This is a genomic window from Methylopila sp. 73B (assembly GCF_000526315.1).
Classification (GTDB): domain Bacteria; phylum Pseudomonadota; class Alphaproteobacteria; order Rhizobiales; family Methylopilaceae; genus Methylopila.
The window spans coordinates 3,016,510-3,042,001 of sequence record NZ_JAFV01000001.1 but is presented as its reverse complement, the minus strand read 5'-3'; the positions used below and the strand labels follow the sequence as shown (position 1 = coordinate 3,042,001).

At 70.2% G+C, this 25,492-nt stretch carries 21 protein-coding genes; 7 read left to right on the top strand and 14 right to left on the bottom strand.

Annotated features, from left to right (window positions below; genetic code table 11):
• Nucleotides 1–3 precede the first annotated feature (3 nt).
• Nucleotides 4–2,007 carry a cytochrome o ubiquinol oxidase subunit I gene (gene cyoB / locus K244_RS0114575; RefSeq protein WP_020187019.1) on the bottom strand — a complete coding sequence of 668 codons (2,004 nt, stop codon included), beginning with the start codon at nucleotides 2,005–2,007 and terminating at the stop codon, nucleotides 4–6.
• Nucleotides 2,008–2,025: 18 nt separating this feature from the next.
• Nucleotides 2,026–3,174, bottom strand: coding sequence for a ubiquinol oxidase subunit II (gene cyoA / locus K244_RS0114570; RefSeq protein ID WP_245259775.1), 1,149 nt, complete (start codon nucleotides 3,172–3,174; stop codon nucleotides 2,026–2,028).
• A 314-nt stretch (nucleotides 3,175–3,488) separates the two neighbouring features.
• On the opposite strand from cyoA, the gene K244_RS0114565 reads away from it, so the two are divergent.
• Both K244_RS0114565 and K244_RS0114560 read left to right on the top strand, forming a co-directional pair.
• Nucleotides 3,489–4,778, top strand: a complete 1,290-nt coding sequence (locus K244_RS0114565; RefSeq protein WP_020187017.1) for an MFS transporter — start codon at nucleotides 3,489–3,491, stop codon at nucleotides 4,776–4,778.
• Nucleotides 4,779–5,129: 351 nt separating this feature from the next.
• Entirely contained in the window at nucleotides 5,130–6,545 is a 1,416-nt protein-coding gene (locus K244_RS0114560) for an FAD-binding oxidoreductase (protein ID WP_020187016.1), read from the top strand.
• 80 nt (nucleotides 6,546–6,625) lie between these two features.
• Here K244_RS0114560 and K244_RS22770 read toward each other — a convergent pair whose 3' ends face one another.
• The 6 genes from K244_RS22770 to K244_RS22040 all read right to left on the bottom strand — a co-directional run bounded on the left by K244_RS22770 (nucleotide 6,626) and on the right by K244_RS22040 (nucleotide 13,415).
• Complete coding sequence (locus K244_RS22770) at nucleotides 6,626–7,489, bottom strand: energy transducer TonB (RefSeq protein ID WP_020187015.1); 864 nt, start codon at nucleotides 7,487–7,489, stop codon at nucleotides 6,626–6,628.
• The gene (locus K244_RS0114550) at nucleotides 7,486–8,088 is read right to left on the bottom strand and encodes a biliverdin-producing heme oxygenase (RefSeq protein WP_020187014.1); all 603 of its coding nucleotides are present in this window, start codon (nucleotides 8,086–8,088) and stop codon (nucleotides 7,486–7,488) included. The genes K244_RS22770 and K244_RS0114550 overlap by 4 nt, the downstream gene beginning before the upstream one ends.
• A 65-nt stretch (nucleotides 8,089–8,153) precedes the next feature.
• Nucleotides 8,154–9,152 (bottom strand): hypothetical protein, encoded by a 999-nt coding sequence (locus K244_RS22765; protein ID WP_020187013.1) that lies wholly within the window; start codon nucleotides 9,150–9,152, stop codon nucleotides 8,154–8,156.
• A gap of 60 nt (nucleotides 9,153–9,212) precedes the next feature.
• Entirely contained in the window at nucleotides 9,213–11,705 is a 2,493-nt protein-coding gene (locus tag K244_RS0114540) for a TonB-dependent receptor (protein WP_155931766.1), read from the bottom strand.
• 112 nt (nucleotides 11,706–11,817) lie between these two features.
• The gene (locus K244_RS0114535; RefSeq protein WP_020187011.1) at nucleotides 11,818–12,759 is read right to left on the bottom strand and encodes a FecR domain-containing protein; all 942 of its coding nucleotides are present in this window, start codon (nucleotides 12,757–12,759) and stop codon (nucleotides 11,818–11,820) included.
• A 107-nt stretch (nucleotides 12,760–12,866) separates the two neighbouring features.
• A complete protein-coding gene (locus K244_RS22040; RefSeq protein WP_245259774.1) occupies nucleotides 12,867–13,415 on the bottom strand; it encodes a sigma-70 family RNA polymerase sigma factor in 549 nt (182 codons plus the stop codon).
• A 308-nt stretch (nucleotides 13,416–13,723) separates the two neighbouring features.
• Here K244_RS22040 and K244_RS0114525 point away from each other — a divergent pair, with 308 nt between their 5' ends.
• Together K244_RS0114525 and K244_RS0114520 are read left to right on the top strand one after the other, a co-directional pair.
• Entirely contained in the window at nucleotides 13,724–14,206 is a 483-nt protein-coding gene (locus K244_RS0114525; protein WP_020187009.1) for a DUF2938 family protein, read from the top strand.
• Nucleotides 14,203–15,495 carry an MFS transporter gene (locus K244_RS0114520; protein WP_020187008.1) on the top strand — a complete coding sequence of 431 codons (1,293 nt, stop codon included), beginning with the start codon at nucleotides 14,203–14,205 and terminating at the stop codon, nucleotides 15,493–15,495. The genes K244_RS0114525 and K244_RS0114520 overlap by 4 nt, the downstream gene beginning before the upstream one ends.
• Here K244_RS0114520 and K244_RS0114515 read toward each other — a convergent pair.
• Complete coding sequence (locus tag K244_RS0114515) at nucleotides 15,492–15,938, bottom strand: MEKHLA domain-containing protein (protein WP_020187007.1); 447 nt, start codon at nucleotides 15,936–15,938, stop codon at nucleotides 15,492–15,494. The genes K244_RS0114520 and K244_RS0114515 overlap by 4 nt on opposite strands.
• Before the next feature lies 1 nt (nucleotide 15,939).
• A complete protein-coding gene (locus tag K244_RS0114510) occupies nucleotides 15,940–16,821 on the bottom strand; it encodes a lipid kinase (RefSeq protein WP_020187006.1) in 882 nt (293 codons plus the stop codon).
• Between the two features lie 410 nt (nucleotides 16,822–17,231).
• Between K244_RS0114510 and K244_RS0114500 the strand changes: the two genes are divergently transcribed.
• The 3 genes from K244_RS0114500 to ligD all read left to right on the top strand — a co-directional run bounded on the left by K244_RS0114500 (nucleotide 17,232) and on the right by ligD (nucleotide 21,004).
• Complete coding sequence (locus K244_RS0114500; protein WP_020187004.1) at nucleotides 17,232–17,489, top strand: substrate-binding domain-containing protein; 258 nt, start codon at nucleotides 17,232–17,234, stop codon at nucleotides 17,487–17,489.
• A 69-nt stretch (nucleotides 17,490–17,558) separates the two neighbouring features.
• The gene (locus K244_RS0114495) at nucleotides 17,559–18,479 is read left to right on the top strand and encodes a Ku protein (protein ID WP_020187003.1); all 921 of its coding nucleotides are present in this window, start codon (nucleotides 17,559–17,561) and stop codon (nucleotides 18,477–18,479) included.
• A gap of 2 nt (nucleotides 18,480–18,481) precedes the next feature.
• Nucleotides 18,482–21,004 carry a DNA ligase D gene (ligD, locus tag K244_RS0114490; protein WP_020187002.1) on the top strand — a complete coding sequence of 841 codons (2,523 nt, stop codon included), beginning with the start codon at nucleotides 18,482–18,484 and terminating at the stop codon, nucleotides 21,002–21,004.
• Between the two features lie 15 nt (nucleotides 21,005–21,019).
• Here the strand turns inward: ligD and K244_RS0114485 are convergent, their stop codons facing one another.
• From K244_RS0114485 to K244_RS0114470, 4 genes are all read right to left on the bottom strand, one after another.
• Nucleotides 21,020–21,820: a Ku protein gene (locus K244_RS0114485; RefSeq protein ID WP_020187001.1), complete on the bottom strand. Its 801-nt coding sequence runs from the start codon at nucleotides 21,818–21,820 to the stop codon at nucleotides 21,020–21,022.
• Between the two features lie 63 nt (nucleotides 21,821–21,883).
• On the bottom strand, nucleotides 21,884–22,402 hold the full coding sequence (locus tag K244_RS0114480; RefSeq protein WP_020187000.1) for an RNA pyrophosphohydrolase: 519 nt from the start codon (nucleotides 22,400–22,402) through the stop codon (nucleotides 21,884–21,886).
• Nucleotides 22,403–22,444: 42 nt separating this feature from the next.
• Nucleotides 22,445–23,671, bottom strand: coding sequence for a 5-aminolevulinate synthase (gene hemA, locus K244_RS0114475; protein ID WP_020186999.1), 1,227 nt, complete (start codon nucleotides 23,669–23,671; stop codon nucleotides 22,445–22,447).
• 114 nt (nucleotides 23,672–23,785) lie between these two features.
• Nucleotides 23,786–25,489: an iron ABC transporter permease gene (locus K244_RS0114470; protein ID WP_020186998.1), complete on the bottom strand. Its 1,704-nt coding sequence runs from the start codon at nucleotides 25,487–25,489 to the stop codon at nucleotides 23,786–23,788.
• Nucleotides 25,490–25,492: the final 3 nt, after the last annotated feature.

Sequence of the window (25,492 nt, the reverse complement as noted above, 5' to 3'; positions counted from 1 at the left end):
GCGTCAGGCCCGCCCTTCGAGCAGCTTCGTCCGCGCCCGCTCCGAGGCGATGACCTCGGACGCCGGGATGTGGAAGTCGCGGTCGTAGTTGAAGGTGTGGACGATCGCCGAAACGATCAGCGCGAGCACGCCGGCGATCGCGAGCCACCAGATGTGCCAGATCAGGGCGAAGCCGCAGATCACGCTGAGCGCCGACAGCACGACGCCCGCGCCGGTGTTCTTCGGCATGTGGATCGGAATGAAGCCCGAGGTCGGCCTGACGTAGCCGCGGCGCTTCATGTCGTGCCAGGCGTCGAGGTCGTGCACCACCGGGGTGAAGGCGAAGTTGTAGGCCGGCGGCGGCGACGAGGTCGCCCACTCCAGCGTGCGCCCGTCCCACGGATCGCCGGTGACGTCCTTGAGCTTCTCGCGCCGGAGGACGCTGACGAAGATCTGCATCAGGAACGCGCCGATGCCGACCGCGATCAGCACGGCGCCGAAGGCCGCGATGACGAACCAGATCTGCAGCGAGGGGTCGTCGAACTTCGACATCCGGCGGGTCACGCCCATCAGGCCGAGGATGTAGAGCGGCATGAAGGCGACGTAGAAGCCGACCACCCAGCACCAGAAGGAGATCTTGCCCCAGAACTCGTCGAGCTTGAAGCCGAAGGCCTTCGGGAACCAGTAGTTGATGCCGGCGAACAGGCCGAACAGCACGCCGCCGATGATCACGTTGTGGAAATGCGCGATCAGGAACAGCGAGTTGTGCAGCACGAAGTCGGCCGGCGGCACCGCCAGCAGCACGCCCGTCATGCCGCCGATGACGAAGGTCAGCATGAAGGCGATGGTCCACATCATCGGCAGCTCGAAGCGGATGCGGCCGCGGTACATCGTGAACAGCCAGTTGAAAATCTTCGCGCCCGTCGGGATCGAGATGATCATCGTAGTGATGCCGAAGAACGAGTTCACGCTCGCGCCCGAGCCCATCGTGAAGAAGTGGTGGAGCCACACGAGGTACGACAGGATGGTGATGACCACCGTCGCGTAGACCATGGAGGCGTAGCCGAACAGCCGCTTGCCGCAGTAGGTCGAGACCACCTCGGAGAAGATGCCGAAGGCCGGCAGGATCAGGATGTAGACCTCCGGGTGACCCCAGATCCAGATCAGGTTCACGTACATCATCGGGCTGCCGCCCATGTCGTTCGTGAAGAACGCAGTGCCGAGGTAGCGGTCGAGCGACAGCAGCGCGAGGACGGCGGTCAGTACGGGGAAGGACGCGACGATCAGCACGTTGGTGCAGAGCGCGGTCCAGGTGAACACCGGCATCCGCATCATGGTCATGCCCGGCGCCCGCATCTTCACGATGGTGGCGATCAGGTTGACGCCCGAGAGCAGGGTCCCGACGCCCGCGATCTGCAGCGCCCAGATGTAGTAGTCGACGCCGACCCAGGGGCTGTAGGCGATGCCCGACAGCGGCGGGTAGGCGAGCCAGCCGGTGGCGGCGAACTCGCCGACGAACAGCGAGGTCATGACGAGCACGGCGCCGCCGGTCGTCATCCAGAAGCTGAAGTTGTTCAGGAAGGGGAAGGCCACGTCGCGCGCGCCGATCTGCAGCGGCACGATGTAGTTCATGAAGCCGGTGACCATCGGCATCGCCACGAAGAAGATCATGATCACGCCGTGGGCGGTGAAGATCTGGTCGTAGTGGTGCGGCGGCAGGTAGCCCTCGAAGCCGGCGAAGGCGATCGCCTGCTGGGCGCGCATCATCAGCGCGTCGGCGAAGCCGCGCAGAAGCATGACGACGCCGAGGATCATGTACATGATCCCGATCTTCTTGTGGTCGATCGAGGTCAGCCAGTCGCGCCACAGCCACCCCCAGAGGCGGAAGTAGGTGATCGCGCCGAGCGCGGCCACGCCGCCGACGGCGACGGCGGCGAAGGTGATGAGCAGGATCGGCTCATGCAGCGGAATGGCTTCGAGCGAGAGGCGGCCGAACAGGAGGCTCTCGGGGGCCGGGCTTGGGGTCATCTCACAAACTCTCGTCGGTCATTCCGCGACCGGTCGGTCGGCCTGAGCGCGCTCGGCGACCGACATACGGGGCGTAAGGGTTTCGAGCGAAGCGCGGCGGGCTGCCGCAGGCCGCGGCGTCGCGACCTCGGGGGTCTCGCCGTCGCGGGGCGCCTCGGGGGTGCAGACGGCCGCGACGAAGCGCTTGACCGGCGCCTGCTCGCCGCCGCGGGCGCGCGGCCTGTCGTACTTGAGCGCGAACACGTTGCCGATGCCGGCCATGCCCATCCCGCCCTTGGCGTCGATGCGCATCATGTCCTTCATGCACATCTTGGCCGTGTCGACGCACATGTTGAGGATCGCGTCGTAGAGGGCGGGATCGACGGTGGCGTAGCGCTTCACCGGCTCCTTTACGCTCGGACGCTCGAGCTCGAGGTAGCCCGCGCGATCCAGCGCGCCGCCGCCGTCCTTCACCGACTGGACCCATTTGTCGAAGTCCTCGCGGGCGAGCCCGTGGAACTTGAAGCGCATGTCGGAGAAGCCGGCGCCGCTGTAGTTCGCGGAGAAGCCGTCGTACTCGCCGGCCTTGTTGATCACGGCGTGAAGCTTCGTCTCCATGCCCGGCATGGCGTAGATCTGGCCGGCCAGCGCCGGCACGAAGAACGAGTTCATCACCGTCGACGAGGTGATCTTGAACGCGATCGGCTGGTCGACCGGGGCCGCCAGCTCGTTCACCGTCGCGATCCCGAGCTCCGGATAGAAGAACAGCCACTTCCAGTCGAGCGCCACGGCCTCGACCACGAGCGGCTTCACGCCTTCGGGCAGCGGCCGGTTGGCGGCGATGCGGTCGAGCGGCCGGTAGGGATCGAGCAGGTGGGTCGACACCCAGGTGATCGCGCCGAGCGCGACGATGATCGCGAGCGGGGCCGCCCAGATGACGATCTCGAGCCGCGTCGAGTGGTGCCAGTCGGGATCGTAGACCGCCTCCTTGTTGGACTGGCGATACCGCCAGGCGAACAGGATGGTCAGCGCCATCACCGGAACGATGATGAGCAGCATGAGGATCGTCGAGATGACGATCAGGTCGCTTTGCTGCGACGCGATATCGCCCGACGGCTTCATCACGACCAGGTTGCAGCCTGCGAGCAGGCCCAACAGCGGGAGGAGGACGAGTCTGCGGAATGTCAACGTAACGGCCTGATCAGGTTGGTGTGACGAAGGCTCGCGTGACGGCCTATGCGCCTCGCGGCGGCCGCGACATTGGACGGTTTGTCCCATGGGCTTTTGCGCTGCAACAGGATTGGAGTGCGCGCATCGTCGCGCTCTCAGCGGCGGGCGCTCTGGAACGGGGCGCCCCCCGCCGAGTTGAGCGTAGGAATCGATGGACGCGCGCGCCATACTCCGTTCGAGAGAACCGGGCGACGCGCCGCCGAACGGACGCGCACGGGGAAAAGGACGAGGGTGCACGCATGAGCCAGCAGGCGGTTTTGACGCACGGGGAAATGGCCCCCGACGAGGGAAAGACCGAGCGGCATGAGAGCGTCTCGCCGGGCGAGATCGCGCTTGCGGTGGTGATCGGGCGGACGTCGGAGTTCTTCGACTTCTTCGTCTACGGCATCGCCTCGGTCCTGGTGTTCCCCAAGCTGCTCTTCCCTGGAGCGGAGCCGCTGACGGCCACCTTGTACTCCTTCGCGATCTTCGCGCTGGCCTTCGTCGCCCGCCCGGTCGGCTCGGTGCTGTTCACCGAGATCGGTCGCCGGCATGGCCGCGGGGTGAAGCTCACCATCGCGCTGTTCCTGCTCGGCGGTTCGACCGCCGCGATCAGCTTCCTTCCGAGCCACGCCCAGATCGGCGCCGCCGCGATCTATCTGCTCGCCGCCTTCCGCATCGGCCAGGGCCTCGCTCTCGCCGGCGCGTGGGACGGCCTGCCGTCGCTGCTGGCGCTGTCGGCTCCCGAGAACAAGAAGGGCTGGTATGCGATGATGCCGCAGCTGGGAGCCCCGTTCGGCTTCCTGCTGGCCGCCGGTCTGTTCCTGTTCTTCGTCGGCGTGCTGTCCGAGGCCGACTTCCTGAGCTGGGGGTGGCGCTATCCGTTCTTCGCGGCTTTCGCGATCAACGTCGTCGCGCTGTTCGCCCGCCTGCGGCTCGTCGTGACGAAGGAGTACAGCGACTCCCTCGAAAGCCAGGAGCTCGACCCGACCTCGGTCTACGAGCTGCTGAAGGTCGACGGCCTGACCGTGCTTACCGGCGCGTTCGCGCCGCTCGCCTGCTTCGCGCTGTTCCACCTCGTGACCATCTTCCCGCTGTCCTGGGTGACGCTGTTCACGGACCGGCACGCCGGCGAATTTCTTGTGATCGAGATCATCGGAGCCTGCGTGTTCATCGCGGCGATCGTGGCCTCCGGCCTGCTGGCCGACCGCATCGGGCGCCGGACGGTGCTCGGCTCCGCGGCGGTAGCGATCGGCGTCTACAGCCTGTTCGCCCCCTGGCTGCTCGGCGGCGGCGTCGGCGGCGAGACCGCCTTCATCCTGGTCGGCTTCGGCCTGCTCGGCCTCGCCTTCGGCCAGTCCTCCGGGGCGCTCTCGGCGATCTTCCAGCGCCGCAACCGCTACACCGGCTCGGCGCTGACCTCCGACCTCGCGTGGCTGATCGGCGCGGGCTTCGCGCCGCTGGTCGCGCTCGGCTTTTCCGCCAAGTTCGGCCTCGGCTTCGTGGCGCTCTACCTGCTGTCGGGCGTCGCCTGCACTCTGGCTTCGCTGTTCTTCGCCCGCCAGCTCGCCACGGTCGACTGAGGGGGGCGCGCGACCTCCGGCCGGGTCCCCCTCCCCCTTGCGGGGAGGGGTTAGGGGTGGGGGTGCCGCAGAATTAAGCGCCTCGATTTCGGCTGGAGGGCTTCCGAGCGCTGCGTCGCGATCGGAGGCTCATCCGGAACCACCCCCACCCCCGACCCCTCCCCGCAAGGGGGAGGGGAGTGCGCGGTCTGCGACGAGCGAGGCATCTGGACCGGTTCCGATGAATCGCGGGCGATCCCTCTCCCGGAAGGGAAGGGCAACCTCGGCGGAGCCGAGGTCGGGTGGGTGGGTCCGGGGCGGACGGCGGGCTATAACCTCCGCACCGATCGACCCCTCCCGGAGCCCCGACCGATGAGCACCGACACCGTCCTCGCCGCCCTTCGCGACGCTCTCGGCGACTCCGGCGTGCTGACGGACCCCGACCGCACCGACGCCTATCTCGTCGACATGCGGAAGTATCTGAAGGGCAAATCCCCCGCGATCCTGCGGCCCGCCTCCACCGAAGAGGTCGTGAAGGCGGTCGAGATCGTCGGCGCGGCCGGACTTGGGCTGGTCCCGCAGGGCGGCAACACCTCCTACTGCGGCGGGGCGACGCCGGACGAGAGCGGCGGGCAGTTCGTGGTCAGCCTCGAGCGCATGGTGAAGATCCGTTCCGTCGATCCGCTCGGCTTCACCCTGTCGCTCGACGCGGGCGTGATCCTCGCCGACGCACAGAAGGCGGCGGACGACGCGGGTCTGACCTTGCCGATGAGCCTCGGCTCACAGGGCAGCGCGCGCATCGGCGGACTGCTCGGCACCAACGCCGGCGGGCTCTCGGTGCTGCGCTACGGCATGATGCGCGACCTGTTGCTCGGCGTCGAAGCGGTGCTTCCGGACGGCTCCGTGCTGCGCGACATGCGCCGGCTGCGCAAGAACAACACCGGCTACGACGTGAAGCAGTGCTTCGTCGGCGCCGAGGGCACGCTCGGCGTCGTCACCGGCGCGGTGCTGAAGCTCATTCCCCAGGCCTCGAACCGCGCCACCGCCTGGCTGCCGCTCGCGGCCGCGGCCCCGCTCGCCGAGATGCTGGCGCTGATGCGGCGGGAGACGGCGGACCTGATCTCGTCGTTCGAGTTCATCACCACCACCGCGCTGGGCCTCGTCGCCGGCGCGGAGGCCGGCCTGCACGCGGGTGAAGGCGGGACGTTGCTGATCGAGCTGTCGTCGTCGTCGGACCGCATTCCGCTCGACGACGTGCTGCTGGGAGCGGTGGAGCAGCTCGCCGAGCGCGGCTGGATCGAGGACGGGCTGCTCGCCAGCAACGAGCGCCAGCGCGCCGAGATGTGGCGGATGCGCGAGACCATCCCCGAGGGCGAGCTGAAGGCGGGCGGCTCCATCAAGCACGACATTTCGGTGCCGCTCTCGTCCGTCGACGACTTCCTCGTGCGCGGGGCGGAGATCGTCGCGGCCTACGACGCGACCTTCCGGCTCTCGGTCTACGGCCATGTCGGCGACGGCAACCTGCACTACAACGTGCTGGTGCCGCAGGGCGAGGAGCGCCTCGCCTTCTCGAAGCGGATCGAGACCGAACTCGCGCCGCAGCTCTACGACCTCGCCGCCGAGATGGACGGCGCGTTCAGCGCCGAGCACGGCGTCGGCCGCCTGAAACGCGGCCTGCTCGAGCGCTACGGCGATCCGGTCCGCGGCCAGACCATGCGGCGGATCAAGACCGCGTTCGACCCCGGCAACCTCATGAACGCCGGCGCGGTGGTCGACCCGCTCGGCTGAGCGGTCGGATCATCGGACAGGGCGACCGGCGGGCGTCGCTCCGGGCGTGGTTCGGCGCGTCGGCGAAGGCCGAAACAGGTTTAGGACCGCAGGCTGAAGCTCACCGGCGCCAGGATCTTGAGCGAGCGCACCTCCGCGGGCGGAGCCGGCAGAGGTGAGGCGCGGCGCGTGACGGCCACCGCCTCGCGGTCGAGATCGGCATGCCCGGTGCCGCGGGCGAGCTCCGCCGCCTGCACGACGCCCGCGCGATCGATGGTGATGCGCACATAGGCGACGCCTTCCTCGCGGCGGCTCTTCGCCGGGAGCGGATAGCGCTTGTGCCGGTTGATCTGCGCGAGCACGCGGTTGGTCCAGTCGGCCGGCGCGACGGCGCTTGCGACCCCCGGCGAACTGGCGGCGACGCGCTCCGACCGGGGCGCATTGACCTTGGGAGCCGCGGTCGTCTCGCGCGCGGGGGTCGGGGCCGGACGAGCGCGCTGCGACTTCGGCCTGGACTCCGCGGGCCGCGGCTTCGCATCCTCCCGCGCCGGCCGTTCCGGCGGAGCGGCGGCGACCACGGCCTCGACCGGCGCGCGCTCCGCGGTGAGCGCGGCGGTCTCGGCGGCGCGCTTTTCCGGCGGGACCTCGAGGACGTCGTCCGTGGACGGCTCGGCCTGGACCTCGTCGGGCTCGAGCGGCTCGAGCGCGTCGGCGGCCGCGGTCGCGGCCTCGACCGCAGGCGCGGCGTCGCTCGCCTCCGACGCGGGGGCGGTCGGCAGCGGCGCGAAGTCGATCATCACCGCCGCCGCCTCCGGCGCGGGCTCCGCCGGCGCCGGCGTCCAGCGCATCAGCGCCCCGGCGCCGAGGCCGAGATGAAGCGCCGCCGCGACGGCGAAGGCGGCGGCCCAGCGCCCGGCGCCCGGGCCCGGCGCGGCGGCCGGAAAGGCGGCCGCCGCCGCCGTCATTTCGGCATGAGGTCGTCGACCAGCCCCCGCACCCGGGCGAAGGCGGCGGCCGCGGCCGCGACGGCGCGCGCCTCTTCGTCGGCGCTCAGCGGGGCGTCGTCGAGCGCCTGGGTGAAACGGCGCCAGTGCAGACCCCGGCCCTCGGGGTGAGCGGCGAGATGGCGCGCGCCGAAGTCCGGGTCGAGCCCGAGCTTGAGCGCCTCCTTCAGCAGGAAGGCGGCGCCGAGGCTCGAGCCTTCCGCCACATAGAGCCAGCCGAGCGCGGCCGGAAGATCGGAGGGGTCGACGGCGGGGTCCGTCAGAGGCGCCGGCTCGGCCCCGAGATCGCGAAGGTCCTGCTCGATCAGCGCCAGCTTCGCGCGCGCGGCGAGGTCGGGCGCGACCAGTTGCAGCCGGGCGTCGGCGTAGAGCGGCGCGACGTCCGCATGGAAGCGGCGCTGGACCTCGAGAAAGCGAACGTAGGAGGCGCGGCTGGCGAAGGGCTGGGCCTGCATGATCCGCGCGTCGAGCCGCTCGTGCATGTCGTGGGTGGCGCGGCGCAGCGTCTGGACGCGGCTCTCCGCGGGGCGGTCGATCAGGTCGGGCGCGGCGTCGGCCATAGCATCTCTCATCGTGGGGCAGGGGCCGGTGCGAACGTATCCGCGCCGGCCTTGGAACAATAGGGTCAGGTGAACAGGAAGTCGTTGGCGTGAAGGTCCGCGGCGTTCACGCCGAGGAGCGTGATCGTGTTGTTGGCGTCGACCCTGATCACGGCGTTCGCGCCCGAGTCCGTGGTCGCAGCCAGCACGTCCGCGAAACTGTCGAAGATCGAGGAGGCGAAGGAGATGCGGTCGCCGGCGCCCGGTCCCGCTTCGAAGTCGTTGATGCGGTCCTTGCCGAAGCCCGCGGCGAACTGGAACACGTCGCGGCCTTCGCCGCCGATCAACACGTCGTTGCCCGCATCGCCGATGAGACGATCGTTGCCGGCCTGGCCGTAGATCACGTCGTTGCCCTTGCCGCCGCTCATCACGTCGGCGCCGTCGCCGCCGACGAGGCGGTCGCTGTCCAAGCCGCCGATGAGACGATCGTTGCCCGCGCCGCCGTTCAGCGTGTCGTTGCCCGCGCCGCCGGTGAGCGTGTCGTTGCCCTTGCCGCCGTTCAGCGTGTCGGCATGGCCATAGCCGGTGAAGGTGTCCGCGCCGGTGCTGCCGTTGAACACGATCGCGTTCGCGGCGAGCTGGGCCTTCAGCACCGACGTGCCGCCGTACATGGTGTCGTAGACGAGGTTGTGCACGGGGTTGTTGGCGCCCGTGCCGGTCAGTCCCAGCCCGCCGATCCTGAGGTCGACCGTGGAGGTGAAGTCGTCCGTGGCCGAGGCGTAGCTGAGGCCTTCGCCGAAGGTCACCGCGTCCAGCGCGCCGCCCAGCGTGTGGTTGGAGAAGTTGTAGTTGAGATCGCCGGCGGACCCGGATTCGAAGATCACCGACTGGCCGTCCGCGATCGGCAGCGTGGTGTCGCTGCTGTCCGACACCGCGAACTCGTCGCCGGAGAAATCCGCCGGATTGGCGCTGAAGAAGCCCCAGCCGCTGGGGGCGAAGTCGGCGTCGAAGCCTGAGAGATAGGTCGCGACGTTGACGCCGACGCCGTCGCCGTCAGCGTCGTAAGCGGTGATGGTGAGAGCCATGGCGCAATCTCCTTGGGTCGTCCCCCGGTCAAGGCGAGGGCTGGAAGCGGGCGCGGCGGTTCAGAACCGCGCCGTCACGCCGAGGGTCGCTGTGCGGCCCGGCGAAGCGGTGAGTTGGGAGGCCATCGCGTCCACATAGGCGCGGTCGGTGATGTTCTCGATCGCGGCGCGGACGGTGACGTTGTCGTTGAGCTTGTAGGACGCGTAGGCGTCGAGCAGGAGATACGGCCTGTAGATCGGCGACTGCGTGTTGACCGCTCCCAGCATGTCCTCGGGGACGACGCGTGTAAGGCGGCCGCCGACGGTCAGCTTGCGTTCGAAGAACCTGAAGCCGCCATCGATCGCTACCTTCGTCTTCGGCGCGAGATAGAGACTTTGGAGGCTTGGATACGCGTATCCGCCTGAATCGTAGTCTTCGTCGTACGTGCCGTCGATGAGCGAGACCGACGCGCCGATGTACGTCGTGCCCGCGTCGTAATTCGCCTCGAGATCGAGCCCCTTGAGCTTGGCCGGATTGTTCAGGTTCACGTTGGCGAAGTAATATCCGTCCGCGCCGTTTGAGATGGTCGCCTGCGTGACGAAATTCTTGACCTCGGTGGAGTAGATCGAGATTTTCGCGCGGAACGCGTCGTCCTCACGCAACACGCCGTCGAACTTCAGGTTGACGCCCGCCTCCCAGGTCTCCGAAATTTCGGCCTTCAGGTTGGGATTGGGCGCGAAGTAGATGAAGCCGCCGATGTGGGAGCCGCCGAGCAAGGTCTCCATGATCGTGGGCGGCCGAAAGCCTTGCTTGTAGGAGCCGTAGACCTGCACGCCCGCGAGCGGCGTCACCGCGACCGTCGCCGTCGGCGACAGACGGCCCTGCGAACGGTCCACGTGGAACGGGAGGAACGCGTTGCCTGCGAGTTCGCTGAACACGAGGCCGGATCCGCTCAGATCGTAGCGGTCGTAGCGCAGCCCCCCGATCACCTGCAGCCAGTCGGCATGGGTCAATTCGATCTGACCGAATGCGCTGCCGACGCCGCGCTTGCCGTTCGGGTTGCTGCCGGAAAACTGAACGTTGTCGGGATCGAAGGCGGGGTTGGCCCACGCGGAGGCGGTGTCCGTCTTGTCGTGGAAGTACTCGCCCCCATAGGTGACGGCGGCGTGGACGCCCGCGAGCTCGAACCGCGACGTGTTTTGGATCGATCCGCCGAAGGTGTCGATGGCGTAGTCGACACGGGCCGCGGGCGTGGTCACCCGGAGTCCGTCCGCCGACCGACGCTCCGGACGAAACTGGTCGTCCGACGTGCGCGTGTAATAAGCCTTCGCGTCGAGATCGACCCAAGGCCCGCCGGGGGTCCAGCGCCAGGCGGCCGTCGCCGTGTGGTTCTCGACGGTGTTCGTGTCGACGTATTGGCCGCTGCCCGTGCCGAAGTCCGTGTTCAGGCCGATGTAGCTCAGCGTGATCCTGTGGTTTTCGGCGACTTCGGCGGTCGCCTTCAGCAGCCAGGACCACTGGTCCTGCGTCACGAAATCCGCGACCGGCGTGCTGCCGCCTTCCGAGGTCCGCTCGTCCAGGGCCTCGCCCCGTTTGCCCACCTTGTACTCGCCGAGCTTCTTGCGGCCGACCGCGCCCAGCACCTCGATCGTGTCCGTCGGCCGCGCCGCGAGCGCCGCGCTGCCGTTGAAGTCGAACGCGTTGGTTCCGGTCGTCGCGTTGACGCGCCCGCCCCAGGTCTTGCCGTCGAGGATCACGTCGGAGGCGTCGAGGGTGCGGAAGTTCACTACGCCGCCGATGACGCCGGCGCCGCCCGCGGTCGAGGTCGCGCCCTTCTCCACGTCGACGCGCGAGAGCAGCTCGGGGTCGACGTAGACGTAGGCCGTCGAGCCGTGGCCCGCCTGCTGGAAGTTCTGCCGGGCGCCGTCGATCGACATGTTCACGCGGCCCTGGTCCTGCAGGCCGCGGATGTTGACGTTCACGCCCGGGTTCTGCCGGTCGACCACGGTGTTGAGGCCCGAGACGCTGCGCAGGATGTCGGCGGTGTTGCGGGCGCCGCCGCGCTCGTCGATCGCCTGCCGGCCGACCTGCGCGACGCCGGCCGGGGTCTCGTAGACGTCGTCGGAGGCGCCCTGCCAGCCGGGGCCGCCGGCGGAGCCCGCGTTCGCCGTCACCTCGACGGGGCCGATCAGGATGGCGTCGCCCGCGTCCACGCCGGACGGGACGGCCGCGGCGCTCCGGTCGTAGAGCGTCGCGGCGCGCGGCCCCACGACGCGCACGCCGAAGGGCGTGTCGCCGAGCAGCGCCGTGAGCGCCTGGGGCGTGGAGTAGACGCCGCTGAGGGGGCGGCTCTGTGCGCCGGCCGGCAGGGGCGCGGCGTAGGCGATGCGCCAGCCGCTCGTGGCGCCGACGTCGGCGATCGCGGCGGCCAGCGGCTTCGCGGCGACGTCGAAGCGGTAGGTGGTCTCGGAAGCCTGCTGCGCCTGGGTCGGCGCGGCCGTGAGCGCGCTTGCGCCCAGCAGCCACGCGCCCAATCCCGCGAGCCTGAAGCCCCGTCCCATCGCAAAACGCATCACGCCGTCCCGTTTCCAGAACCGGCGTCGCCCGGCTCTCAGGATGAGAAACGAGCCGGTCGGGAATTTGCGAACCGCGATCGGCGAAAAAGGACTCGGGAACGAGGGATCGTCAGTAGACGACCGTCACCCAGGGGGTGATCCGCAGGGTCTGCGCGCCGACGGCGGCGGCCGCCGCCGCGAGGCTCTGCGCGACGCCCGTCGTGGGGAAGGTGCCGGAGACGCGGCGATCGGCCAGCGACGCCCGCAGTACGATGTGGGACGAGGTCTGCCGCTGCAGCGATTCGACGACCCGGCCGAGCGGCGCCTTGTCGAACACGAGCCGGCCCGACATCCAGGCGAGGGCGGCGTCGACATTCGCCGCAGCGGCCTCGCCTGGGCGCCCGTCGACGACGGCGACCTGCTGTCCGGGCCCGAGCGCCACCTCCGCCGCGTCGGCGTCGCCAAGGACGCGGACGGCTCCGCGCTTCACCGTGACGGTGACGCCGCCCTCGGCGCGGTCCACGTCGAAGGCGGTGCCGACGACCCGGACGCTGGCGTCGCCGGCGTCCACGGTGAACGGCCGGTGGGGGTCCGGGGCGACTTCAAAATAGATCTCGCCCTTCAGCAGCGTCACCCGCCGGGCGCCCGGCTCGAAATCCGCGGTGAGCGCGGCGTCGGGGCCGAGGCGCGCGGTCGAGCCGTCGGGCAGGACATGCAGCGCGGTCTCGCCCGGGCTCGTCGCCACGTCCGCGCGCAGCGTGGTCAGGAGCGGCGCCGCGGCCCAGAGGACGAGCGCGCCGGCGATCGCCAGAGCGGCGAAGCGCGGACGGAGGAACGACGCCGCGGCCCGCTTGGCCTTCGGGCGTGGCGAGCGCTCAGTGATCGCCGCGAGCGGGGCGCCGAGCGCGGCCCACAGCCCTTCGGCCTGGTCGTAGGCCTGGGCGTGGCGAAGGTCCGCGTCGCGCCAGGCCGCGAAGCTCGCCTCGTCGGCGGCGCTCTGCGATCCGTCCCGGCGGGCGAGCCACCGCGCGGCGGCGGCGCGATGGGCTTCGGTCGGCCGTTCCGCCGTCATGGGCGGCGGCCTGTGGGTTTTCGCGCGCGTGCTCTCACGTTCCGACCTTAGAAGGCTTCCAGCTTCTGTCTCAAGAACGATCGAGCGCGCGAAGCCCGAACACGGTTTCAGGAAAAATCGTCGCCGAGGTGATCGGCGAGCGCTTCGCGGCACTGCTCGAGGCCGCGGGCGAGCTGCTTCTCCACCGCGCGGACCGTAACGCCGAGCCGCGCCGCGATCTCGGCGTTGGTCTCGCCCCGCAGCCGTCGGGCGACGAAGATCTCGCGGGTGCGGGGAGGAAGGCGTTCGAGCGCCAGCGCAAGCGCCTTCAGTGTCTCCCGCGCGGCGAAGGCGTCGTCCTGGGTCGCCGGCTCCGTGGCGAGCTGCTCCGGCGTGAGTTGGGCGAGCGCGCGGGAGCGCCGGCCGGCTGCGAGGTTGTGGTCGATAGCGGCGTTGCGGGCGGCGGCGTAGAGAATGCGGCGGTCGTCGTCGTCGGAGCCTGCGCTGCCGGCCTTGAAGACGCGGGCGAACACGTCCTGCACGATGTCCGCCGCGGCTTCGCCGTCGCGCACCCGCCGGCGCACCATGCGCTCGAGCTGGCCGCGGTGTCCTTCGAACAGTCGGGTGAGAGACGAGCGCCAGGACGACATCGGCGTGGGAGACGTTACGCTCGCCATGACGTGGCCGCTGAAAGGCAGAAGGACATAGGGGCGCAGCCGCAGTGTCGCCGTGAAACGGCGTAAGACGATGAAGGGTTTCGGCGCCGAGCCTGCGCCGCCCACGATCAAGACGAACTCGGCGCCAAAGACAAGCATTATTCCACACAGTTAATTTGGTATAATTCCAGACAGATTTCGCGGGCGTGACTTCAGGCTAGGCGTCCCGCCAGCTTGAATGTTCGGGATGTTCGGGCTTCAAGACGTCCGTCGTCGACGTCGCGGGTCGCTTCCTCTTGAAGCGCAGCGTTCGGCAAGGAGCGTCCCCCATGGAGTTCATCGTCAGGGCCGCGCTGATCGGGATCGGGGCCACCGCGTTGTTCGATCTCTGGGTCCGGCTGCTCGTTCTGCTGCGCCTGCCCGCGGCGAACTGGGCGCTGGTCGGCCGGTGGTTCGCGCACGCCGGACGTGGGCGCTTCGCGCATGCGGACATCACGGCGGCGACGCCGGTGAGGGGCGAGACCGCCATAGGTTGGACCATGCACTACCTCGTCGGAATCCTGTTCGCCGCCGCGCTGCTGGCGATCTGGGGACTCGACTGGGCGCGGGCGCCGACCCTCGGCCCCGCCCTGGCGGTGGGCCTCGTCACCGTGCTCGCGGGCTGGCTGATCCTCGCGCCGGGGATGGGCGCCGGGATCGCCTCGCGCAAGCGCCCGAACCCCAACCGCATCCGTCTGGTGCAGATCGCCGGCCACGCCGTGTTCGGGCTGGGGCTCTATCTTGCGGCCGTGATCGTCGAGGCGCTGGCGTGAGCGCGCTGGCGGATCTTGCGCAGGCCCCCGCCCGCCCGCTCACGTTACGCGACGGCAAGACGCTTGGCCTCGCGGCGCTTGGCGGCGCGCTCGAATTCTACGACTTCGTGGTGTTTGTGTTCTTCGCGACCGTGATCGGTCAGCTGTTCTTTCCGCCGGAGATCCCGGAGTGGCTGAGGCAGGCGCAGACCTTCGCGCTGTTCGCCGTCGGCTATCTCGTGAGGCCCCTGAGCGGGCTTGTGATGGCGCATGTGGGCGACCGGGTCGGCCGCAAGCGCGTCTTCGCCTTCACCATCCTGCTGATGGGGCTCGCGACGCTCGGCATCGGGCTGCTGCCGACCTACGCCACGATCGGCGTCGCCGCGCCGATGGCGCTGCTCGCGCTCCGGGTGGCGCAGGGGGCGGCGATCGGCGGCGAGGCGCCGGGCGCCTGGGTGTTCGTAGCGGAGCACGCGCCGCCGAACCGCGTCGGGCTGGCCTGCGGCGTGCTCACGGCCGGGCTGACCGTCGGCATCCTGATGGGCTCGCTCGCGGCCGGGCTGGTGAACCGCGCCTTCACGCCCGAAACCGTCGCGGACTGGGCCTGGCGGCTGCCGTTTCTGCTCGGCGGCGTGTTCGGGCTGGCCTCGGTCTATCTCCGCCGCTTGCTGGACGAGACGCCGGTGTTCCGGGAGATGAAGGCGCGGGCCGAGGTCGCGGCCGAACTGCCGCTGAAGGCGGCGCTGCGCGACCATGGCCGGGGCGTGGTCGTCTCGATGCTGCTGACCTGGCTGCTGTCGGCAGCGATCGTGGTGGTCATCCTGATGACCCCCGCGCTGCTGGAGCGCCTGCATGGCGTCCCGATCGCCGCTGCGCTGTCGGCCAACGCGGCGGCCACCGTCGGGCTCGCGATCGGCTGCGTCCTGGCCGGAGCTCTGATCGACCGGATCGGAGCGGGGCCGTTCTTCACGTTCGGCGCTCCCGTGCTCGGCGTCTGCGTCTGGGCGTTCTACGCCTACGCGCCGAGCGACCCCGCGCTGCTGACGCCGCTCTACGCGCTCGCGGGGCTCGCGGTCGGCGTCGTCGCGGGGGTGCCCTACGTGATGGTGCGCGCCTTCCCCGCCGCGGTGCGGTTCACCGGCGTGTCGTTCTCCTACAACGTCGCCTACGCCGTCTTCGGCGGGCTGACGCCGGTGCTGCTGCCGTTCCTGCTGCGGATCGATCCCTTCGCCCATGCGCACTATGTGGCGGCGCTCTCCGCCCTCGGCTGCGCCGTCGGCCTCTGGATGTGGCGGCGGGAGCGGCGTTAAGCGTCGCGCCAGCTCGCGAAGGTCGCAGCCTGGCCGACCGCGGACCCGTCCGGCGAGACCAGCCGCCAGACCACGCCCTGCTCGATCCAGAACCGCCGGCCGGACTTCGCGACGCGGATCCCGCGGTAGTTCTCCGTAAAGCCGTCCCGCGTCACCGCGTCGAGCAGCGACTGCCGCGCCGCGCGCTCCGGCGCTTCGGCCGACAGCCGGGAGGGCAGGCCGATGATCTCGTCCCAGCCGTATTCGAAGCAGCTTTGCGCTGTCAGATTGGCGTAGACGAAGCGCGGGTCGGCGCCGCCGTCGTGCGCCAGCACGGCGAAAGGCGCCTCGTCGTAGAGCCAGGCGGCGCCCGCGCCTTCGGGGGCGAGGGGACGGCCGACGAAGCGGGCGTGGCTGTCCGAAAGCACGCGGAAGAAGGCGGGGTCACGCTTCAGATCGATCACGTCAGGCGCTCTCCGCCGGCACGAAGACCTCGATCGCCCGGCGCAGCAGCCGGAAGCGGGCGGGAGTCTCCGCGATGATCTCGCCGTCGGCGTTGATCGGCTTCGGCTTCCGGGTGCGCACGTCGAAGGACTGGCCGCTCATCGATCGGATCTCCCGCCACGCCCCATGGTCGCCGATCCGGAGCGCCTTCAGCATCAGCGCCAGCCGCCAGGCGCGCGCGAACTCGAGGCTGTAGAGGTCGAGCCGGCCGTCGTCGATGGCGGCGGTGCGCTCGATGACGTTGCCGCCGCCGTAGAAGCGGCCGTTGCCCACCGCAACCTGCAGGCTGAGCGTCCGCACCCGGCCGGCGCCGCTCTCGATCGTGACGCGGAACGGCTTCGCCCGGCCGAGCGCCCGCACCGCCGCCACCGCGTAGCCCAGTCGGCCGAAGCGACGCTTGAGGTCGCTTGTCAGCTCCTCCGCGAGGTCCACGCTGAGGCCGAGGCTCGCGACGTTGAAGAACAGTTCGTCGTTGACCTGTCCGAGGTCGATCCGGCGCGTGCGGCCCTCCGCCACGATGCGGATCGCGGCGTCGAGCTCGGGCGGAACGCCAAGCGTGCGGGCGAGGTCGTTGGCGGTGCCGGTCGGGAGCACGCCGAGCGGCTTCTGCGCGGCGTGCACGCCCTTTGCGGCGGCGTTCAACGTGCCGTCGCCGCCCGCGACCAGGATCATCTCCGCGTCGCCGGCCCGCGCCGCGATCGCGGGCGACAGCTCGTCCCGGCTGTCGGCGGAGAGCGGGATCGGCGTGATGCCTACGGACCGGAGGGTTTCGACCGCATGGTCGCGCGCATCCTGCCCGGTGCGGCTCTTGGCGTTGACGATGAGGAGCGCGCGGCGGGACATGACGCGGCTAAAGTGGCGCCGACGGGCGCGGGTTCAAGCGCCCGTCGGCGGGATCGGCTCGGAGGCGTCAGGCGACCGCGCGGACGAAGCGCGGCTCGGCCTTGGCGCGCTCCGGCTCGATCTCGCTCGCGTCGACGGTGTGTCGTCGCGGTAGGTCTCGGGGCCTATCCAGACCGCGTAGGCCGTGACGAGGCCTTCGGCTACCGCCGGATCGCCTTCGTCGCCCCGAGCTCCGAGCGCGACCGCCGCGGCCTGAAGCGGCTCGAGGGCTACCGCCGCGCGATGAACGAACTCGGCGCGCCGCGGCGCGAGATCCGGCTGCACGGCCCGGTGGCGACGCTGGAGGAGGGAGCGGCGGCGCTGGCGGCCCTCCTCGACCGGCACCCCGACGCGGACGCCGTCGCCTCTCCGTGGACACGCTCGCGGCCGGCGCGCTGTTCGAGGCGCGGCGGCGCGGGATCGACGTGCCGGGACGGCTCGGGATCGCCGGTTTCGGCGATTTCGCGCTCGCCCAGCCGGCCGGGCTCGACATGACGACCATGCGCATCGCCGGCCGCAACATCGGGGCCGAAGCCGGCGCCATGCTGGTGAAGCGCATCGCCGGCGAAACGCCGGAGCAGGCGGTGTTCGACGTCGGCTACGAGGTGGTCCGCCGCAGCTCCGCCTGAGCCCTTGAGAGCCTTGGGGAACCGGACGCCGCGCCCGACGTTCGAGTCCGTCTTGAACGGAGAACCGCCGTGGCGCCGCGCGCGAACTGGAAGGGCTTTCTGAAGGTCGGCGAAGTCGCCTGCGCCGTCGCTCTCTACACCGCGGCGTCGACCTCCGACCGCATCGCGTTCCACACCCTAAACCGCGAGACCGGCAACCGCGTGAAGCGCCGGTATGTCGACAGCGAGACCGGCGAGCCGGTGGAGCGCGACGATCAAGTGAAGGGCTACGAGATTTCGTCCGGCGAGTATGTGACCCTGGAGCCCGAGGAGGTGGCGGCGGCGACCCCCGCCAGCGACAAGACGCTGGACGTCGACGCGTTCATACCCTGCGACGGGGTCGATGACGTCTATTTCGACAAGCCCTATTACCTCGCGCCCGCCGATGGCGCGGCGGAGGAGGCCTTCGCGCTGCTGCGCGAGGGCATGCGCGCCAAGAAGGTCGTCGCGCTCGCCCGCACGGTGCTGTTCCGGCGCGAGCGCACGGTGCTCATACGTCCGCACGGCGACGGGCTGATCGGCACCACGCTGAACTTCGACTACGAGGTGCGTTCGGCGACGGAGGCGTTCCGGGACTTGCCCGCTGCCAAGATCAAGGGCGAGATGCTCGACCTCGCCCGGCACATCATCGACACCAAGCGCGGGACTTTCGACCCGGCCGCTACCGAGGACCGCTACGAGGCCGCGCTTGCGGAGCTGGTGCAGGCCAAGGTGGAGGGTCGCAAGATCACGCCGAAGAAGCCGAAGGCGCCCGCGAAGGTGACCGACCTCTTGGCGGCGCTGCGCGAGAGCGCGGGTCTTAAGGACGACAAGGCCAAGGCCCGGGCCAAAGCTCCCTCCAAGACGGCCGCAAAGACGGTGAAAGCGACGTCGCCCGCCGCCAAGACGAAGGCGAAAGCGCCCGCCAAGTCTGCGCCCGCCAAGACCGTGGAGCGCCGCAAGGCGAGCTGACCATGGCGCTCGACGTCTACCGACAAAAGCGCGACTTCAAGAAGACCAGCGAGCCTTCGGGCGACGAGGCGGCGTCCGGCGACGGCGACGCCTACCTGATCCAGAAGCACGACGCCACCCGGCTGCACTACGACCTGCGGCTGGAGCTGGACGGCGTGCTGAAGAGCTGGGCGGTGGCGAAAGGGCCGAGCCTCGTCGTCGGCGAAAAGCGCCTCGCGGTCGAGGTCGAGGATCATCCGCTCGCCTATGGCGACTTCGAGGGCACGATCCCGAAAGGCGAATACGGCGGCGGCACGGTCGTGTTGTGGGACCGCGGCAGCTGGACGCCGCTGGCCGATCCCAGGCGCGGTCTCGCCAAGGGCCACCTCGAGTTCGAGCTGCACGGCGAGAAGCTGGGCGGCCGGTGGAACCTGGTGCGCATGGCCCGCAAGCGCGGGGAGAAACGCGATAACTGGCTGCTGATCAAGGGCGACGACGAGGCGGGCCGGGACGAGGGCGCGCCGGACATCCTCGAGGAACGGCCGGAGTCGGTGAAGACCGGGCGCGTTCTGGAGGAGATCGCCGGCGAGGCGCCGGGGTGGTCGTCGAAAACCGGCAAGATCGACGGCCCGAAGGCTAAGCGCGCGGCCCCTCCGCCGGCGAAGATCAAGAAAGCGAAAAACGCCGCGATGCCGGACTTCGTCGAGCCGGCGCTTGCGACCCTCGCCGCAAAGGCGCCGGCAGGGGCCAAGTGGATCCACGAAATCAAGTTCGACGGCTACCGCCTGATCGCCCGGATCGCGGACGGGGAGGTGCGGTTGCTGACCCGGAGCGGCCTCGACTGGACCGACCGCTTCGGACCTCAGGTGGTCGAGGCACTGAAGGCGCTGCCCGTGACCGAGGCGATGATCGACGGCGAGCTGATCGTCGAGAACGACGCCGGCGCGTCCGACTTCTCCGCGCTGCAGGAGGCGCTGAGCGAGGGGCGGACGGACAGCTTCGTGTTCTACGTCTTCGACCTGCTGTTCCTGGACGGCCAGGACCTCAGGCCCTGCGCGCTGATCGACCGCAAGGCCGCGCTCGCCAAGCTTGTGGGCGAGGGCGGGCCGATCGTGAAGCTCAGCGAGCATTTCGAGGAGAACGGGGGGCTGGTGCTGCAGCACGCCTGCCGCCTCAGCCTCGAAGGCGTGGTCTCCAAGGACCGCGAGGCGCCCTACCGGTCGGGCCGCGGGCGCAGCTGGATCAAGTCGAAGTGCACCCACCGGCAGGAGTTCGTGATCGGCGGCTACACGCTCTCCAGCGGCGCCAAGGACGCGATCGGCTCGCTGGTCGTCGGCGTCCATGAGGGGACGAAGCTCGTCGCCGTGGGCCGGGTTGGGACCGGCTTCTCCGCCAAGATCGCGCGGGATCTGTTCGCGCGCCTGCAGGAGCGCGAGGTCAAGCGCTCGCCGTTCGCGACCAAGCTGACCGCCGACGAAGCCCGCGGCGTGCGTTACGTGCGGCCCGACCTCGTCGCCGAGGTCGAGTTCCGGGCCTGGACCGGCGACCACCACCTGCGCCACGCCTCGTTCCGCGGCCTGCGGGAGGACAAGCCGGCGGAGGAGGTGAGGCGCGAGGAGGCCGGCGCGACGGACGAGGCGCCGCGGACCCAGAAGGTCTCCGCGCCGAACGTGCGCCTGACGCATCCCGACCGGGTGTACTGGGCCGACGTCGGCGTCACGAAGCAGGGCCTCGCCGACTACTACATGGAGGTCTGGCCGAAGATCGCGCCCTTCATCGTCGGCCGGCCGCTGTCGCTGCTGCGCTGCCCCGGCGGGGTGGAGGAGCAGTGCTTTTTTCAGAAGCACGGCTGGAAGGGCATGAACGCCGCGATCGGGCAAGCGCCCGACCCGACCGACGACGAGCCGGTGCTGACGATTGACAGCCGCGAAGGGTTGCTCGGCCTGGTTCAGGGCGGCGTGCTGGAGATCCACCCCTGGGGATCGGCGCTGAAGGACCTCGAGCGGCCGGACATGATCATCCTCGACCTCGATCCGGGCGACGGAGTGGGTTGGGACCGGGTGATCGAGGCGGCGCAGGAGGCCAAGGCGCGGCTGGAGGCGGCGGGGCTCGCGGCCTTCGTCAAGAGGTCGGGCGGCAAAGGGCTCCACGTGGTCGCTCCGCTGGAGCCTCGGGCGGACTGGCCGCAAGCGAAGGCCTTCACCAAGGCGATCGCCGAAGCCATGGCGAAGGATGATCCCAAGGCCTATGTCGCGACCGTGTCGAAGGCGAAGCGCAGCGGCAAGATCCTGATCGACTACCTGCGCAACGGCCGCGGCCAGACCGCCGTCGCGCCCTATTCGACCCGCGCGCGCCCGGGCGCGGCCGTCTCCGCGCCGCTCGCCTGGGACGAGCTGGGACCGGCAATCGGTCCGGCCTATTTCACGGTCCAGAACATGCCGCAGAGACTTGCGGCGCTCGACAAGGACCCTTGGGCCGGGTTCTGGAAGGCCGCGAAGCCGCTGCCTGAGACGGGTTCGAGCGGGTCTCGCCGTAAGAGGCGGTAAGCCGAACCATCCGGCTCAGCGCTTCCCGCCCTCCTTGGCGAGGCTCTTCCTCAGCGCGTCCATGATGTTGATGACCTTGCCGGTCTCGGCGGGCTCCTCCGCCTTCGCCTTCGGCTTGGACTTCCGCCCCTTCGTCCGCGAGGCGATCAGTTCCAGCAGGCGCGTCTGGACGGGGTCGTCGACCATCTTCGGCGACCAGGGCTTGGTGCGCTCCTCGATCAGCGACGTGACCAGGGTCATCAGCTTGGGGTCCGGCTTGTCGGCCTCGAGCCCCCCGAAATAGTCCTCCGGATCGCGGACCTCGTCGCCGTAGCGCAGGGTCCAGAGCACGATGCCCTTGCCGCGCGGCTCGAGCAGCACGGCGCGCTCGCGGCGATAGAGCACGAGCCGCGAAATTCCGACCATGCCGGTGGCGGCCATGGCCTCGCGGATCACGGAGAAGGCCTCCTCGCCGACCTTGTCGTCGGGGACGAGGTAATGCGGTTTATCGTACCAGATCCAGCCAACGGAATCGGCGGGCGCGAACATCTCGACGTCGATGGTGTGGGTGGTGTCGAGGGCGACGGCGTCGAGCTCCTCGTCCTCCAGCAGCACGTGGTCGTCCTCGCCGCGCGGGTAACCCTTGACCTCGTCTTCCCGCTCGACGGGATCGCCGGTGACCGAGTCAACGTATTCGCTGACCACGCGCGCGCCGGTGGCGCGGCTCAGGGTGTGGAACCGCACCTTCTCGCTCTCGGAGGTCGCCGGCGTCATCGCCACCGGGCAGGTGACGAGCGAGAGCTTGAGATATCCCTTCCAGAACGCCCGTCCGGCCATCGCGCAATCCCCTCTTCGCGGGAGGAGAACAGCCATGCGGGCGCTGCGGTTCCCCGCCCTCGTTCAGCCGCCTTCGGCGAAGGGCGCGAAGGCGCGCGCGACCTCCAGATAGATCGCGCGCTTGTAGGGCACGACCATCGCCGGGAGCCGGTCCAGCCTCTCCCAGCGCCACTCCGAAAACTCCGGCTCGGCGCCGGCCTCGGCCGGGGCGAGGTCGATCTCGCCGTCCACGCCCTGGAAGCACATGGCGAACCAGCGCTGGCGCTGGCCGCGGAAGGCCGCGAGCTTGTGGGGCGGGCCGTCGTAGCGGGGAAAATCGTAGGTCAGCCACGCGGGATGCGCGCCGATGAGGGAGGCGCTGAGCACCCCGGTCTCCTCGAACAGCTCACGCCGCGCCGCGGTCTCGATGTCCTCGTCCGGGTCGATCCCGCCCTGGGGCATCTGCCACTCGCAGCCGGGGACCAGCACCTCCGGGCCGTCGTCGCCGATGCGCCGGGCGATCAGCACGCGGCCGCGCGCGTCGAACAGCGCGACGCCGACGTTCGGCCGGTAGGGCAGGGCGGCGGCGTCGCTCAGGGGCATACCTCGTGGAAGCGCCGCCTCGGCCCGCCCGCCCGCGGCGCCTTACTCGGCGGCCTGCGCGATCGGGCGGCGCGGCAGGTCGAGCTTGGCCCACACCGCGTCCAGCGCCCGGGCAAGCTTCGCCACCAGCGCGTCGTCGTGGAACGGCGTCGGGGTGATGCGCAGCCGTTCCGTGCCGCGGGGCACGGTGGGGTAATTGATTGGCTGGATGTAGATGCCGTGCTCGGCCAGTAGCATGTCGGTGGCGGCCTTGGCCTTCTCGGGGCAACCCACGAACACCGGCACGATGTGCGTCTCGGAGTCCATCACCGGCAGGCCGCGGTCGGCGAGCGCGGCCTTGGTGCGCGCGGCCTGGGCCTGGTGCCGGTCACGCTCGCTCTGCGAGGTCTTGAGATGAGCGACCGAGGCCCGTGCCGCGGCAGCGATCGCCGGCGGCATGGCGGTGGTGAAGATGAAGCCCGGCGCGTAGGAGCGCACCGCGTCCACCAGCGAGCGGGTGCCGGTGATGTAGCCGCCAATCACGCCGAACGCCTTGGCGAGCGTGCCCTCGATGACGTCGATCCGGTCCATGACGCCCTCGCGCTCGGCGATGCCGGCGCCGCGTGGGCCGTACATGCCGACCGCATGGACCTCGTCGAGATAGGTCATGGCGCCGTAGCGGTCGGCGAGGTCGCAGAACGCCTTGATGGGGGCGATGTCGCCGTCCATCGAATAGACGCTCTCGAAGGCGATCAGCTTCGGCCGGTCGCCGGCCTCCTTCAGCAGGCGCTCGAGGTCTTCGGCGTCGTTGTGGGCGAAGATCTTCTTGTCGCAGCCGGAGCCGCGCACGCCGGCGATCATCGAGGCGTGGTTCAGCGCGTCGGAGAGGATCACGCAGTCCGGCAGCAGCCGGGCGATGGTCGAGATGCCGGCCTCGTTCGAAACGTAGCCGGAGGAGAACACCAGGCCCGCCTCCTTGCCGTGGAGGTCGGCGAGCTCGTGCTCGAGCATCACGAGCGGGTGGTTGGTGCCCGCGATGTTGCGCGTGCCGCCGGCGCCGGCGCCGAGCCGGTTGACCGTCTCGGTCATCGCGGAGAGCACCTTGGGGTGCTGGCCCATGCCAAGGTAGTCGTTGGAGCACCACATCACGACGTCGCGCGGGCCGTCGGCCGCGTGCCACGTCGCGTGCGGGAAGTCGCCCGCGCGGCGTTCGAGATCTGCGAAAACGCGATAGCGCTTCTCGAGGTGAAGCTGCTCGACCGCGTGACGGAAAACGTCGTCGTAGTTCATCGGCCTCTCTTTTCGCCGACAGGTCATAATCGTTCGAACCCGCGATGTCGTCGTTCGAACGGCGCTGCGCGACAGAACGTCGCGCCGGGCTTCAGGTCAACTCCGGGATCGTCCTTAGGGGGCGACGCCGAGCTCTTCGGCCGACGCCGGCCGGCTCCGGGACGACGCCCGGGCGATGAGGGCGACAGGCGCGAGGCCGACGAGGACGATGGAGAGGGCGGCGACGGCGCCGCTTTCGTAGGTGCCCCGCGACGCCTCACCATAGACATGGGTCGCTAGGGTCTCGAAGTTGAGGGGGCGGAGCAAGAGCGTCGCGGACAACTCTTTCATGCAGTCCACGAACACCAGCAGCGCGGCCGCGCCCAGCGCCGGCGCGGCGAGCGGCAGGTGGAGCGCGCGGGCGACCCCGGCCGGCCGCGCGCCGAGCGTCCGGGCGGCGTGGTCGAGCGACAGCGGGATCTTGGCGAGACCGGCGTCGACGCCGCCGGAGGGGATCGCGAGGAAGCGCACGACATAGGCGAAGATCAGCGCGGCGCCGGACCCCGAGATCAGCAGCCCGGTCGAGATCCCGAGCGCCTGCCGCGCGACGCCGTCGACCATGTTGTCGAAGCTCGCGAGCGGCGTCAGCAGGCCGACCGCGAGCACCGTGCCCGGCATGGCGTAGCCGACGCCGGCGGCGACCTGCGCCGCTCGCGCCGGCAAGCCGCGCCGCACGCGGGCGGCGTAGGCGAGGACGAACCCGAGGGCGGCGGCGATCGCGGTCGCGATCAGCGCGAAGCCGAGGGTCCGCGCGATCTCGCCATAGATCTGCGGCGGCACGCCGAAGGCGGCGATGCGGACGGCGGCGGCATGGGCGAGGTAGGCCGCCGGCGCCGCGAAGCCGACCGCGATCGGCGCGGCGCAGGCCAGCACGCAGCCGGTCTGGCCAAGAGCCCCGAGGTCGCGCGGCTCGCTGCGGCGCGCGGCGCGGGCCTCTCCGGCCACCCCCTGGCGGCGCCGCGCCCAGCGCTCGAAGGCCACCAGCGCCAGCACCAGCGCGATCATCACGAGGGCGATCTGCGCGGCGCCCTCGACGCTGGAGCGGTTCACCCAGGTCGAGTAGATCGCGACCGTGAAGGTGCGTACGCCCAGAAACTCGGCGGCCCCTATGTCGTTCAACGCCTCCATCAGCGCGAGCGACACGCCGACCGCGATCGCGGGACGGGCGAGCGGCAAAGCGACGGTGAGGAAGGTCCGCAGGCCGCCGGCGCCGAGGGTCCGCGCCGCCTCCAGCGTCGCGGAGGACTGCATCAGGAACAACCCGCGGGTCGTCAGGTAGACATAGGGGTAAAGCACCGCGCTGAGCAGCAGGACGCAGCCGCCCATCGAGCGGATCTCGGGGAACCACAGGCCCCGAACGTCCCTGATCCCGAGGAGGGCGCGCAGCGTCGTCTGGACCGGGCCGATTGGGTGGGTGAGGTCGAGGTAGGCGAAGGCCGCGATGTAGGTCGGCATCGCGAGCGGGAGCAGTAGCGCCCACTCGAAGATTTTTCGGCCGGGAAAACGGTAGGCGACGACCAGCCAGGCGGTTCCGACGCCGACGACGGTGGTGACGAGGCCGACGCCCGCGAGCAGTTGCAGCGTTTCCCAGGCCGCCCGCGGCAGAACGTAGGCCGCGAGATGCGGCCAGAGATCGCCCGAACCGCGGGCCGCAAGTCCGACGAGCCCCGCGACCGGCGCCAGCGTCAGGCACGCGATCACAACCCCGGCCGCAAGCCAGCGGCCGCCGTCGCGGGGAGGGCGGCTCAGGCGCGGCGGCGCCTCCGCCGCGAGCGTCACCGC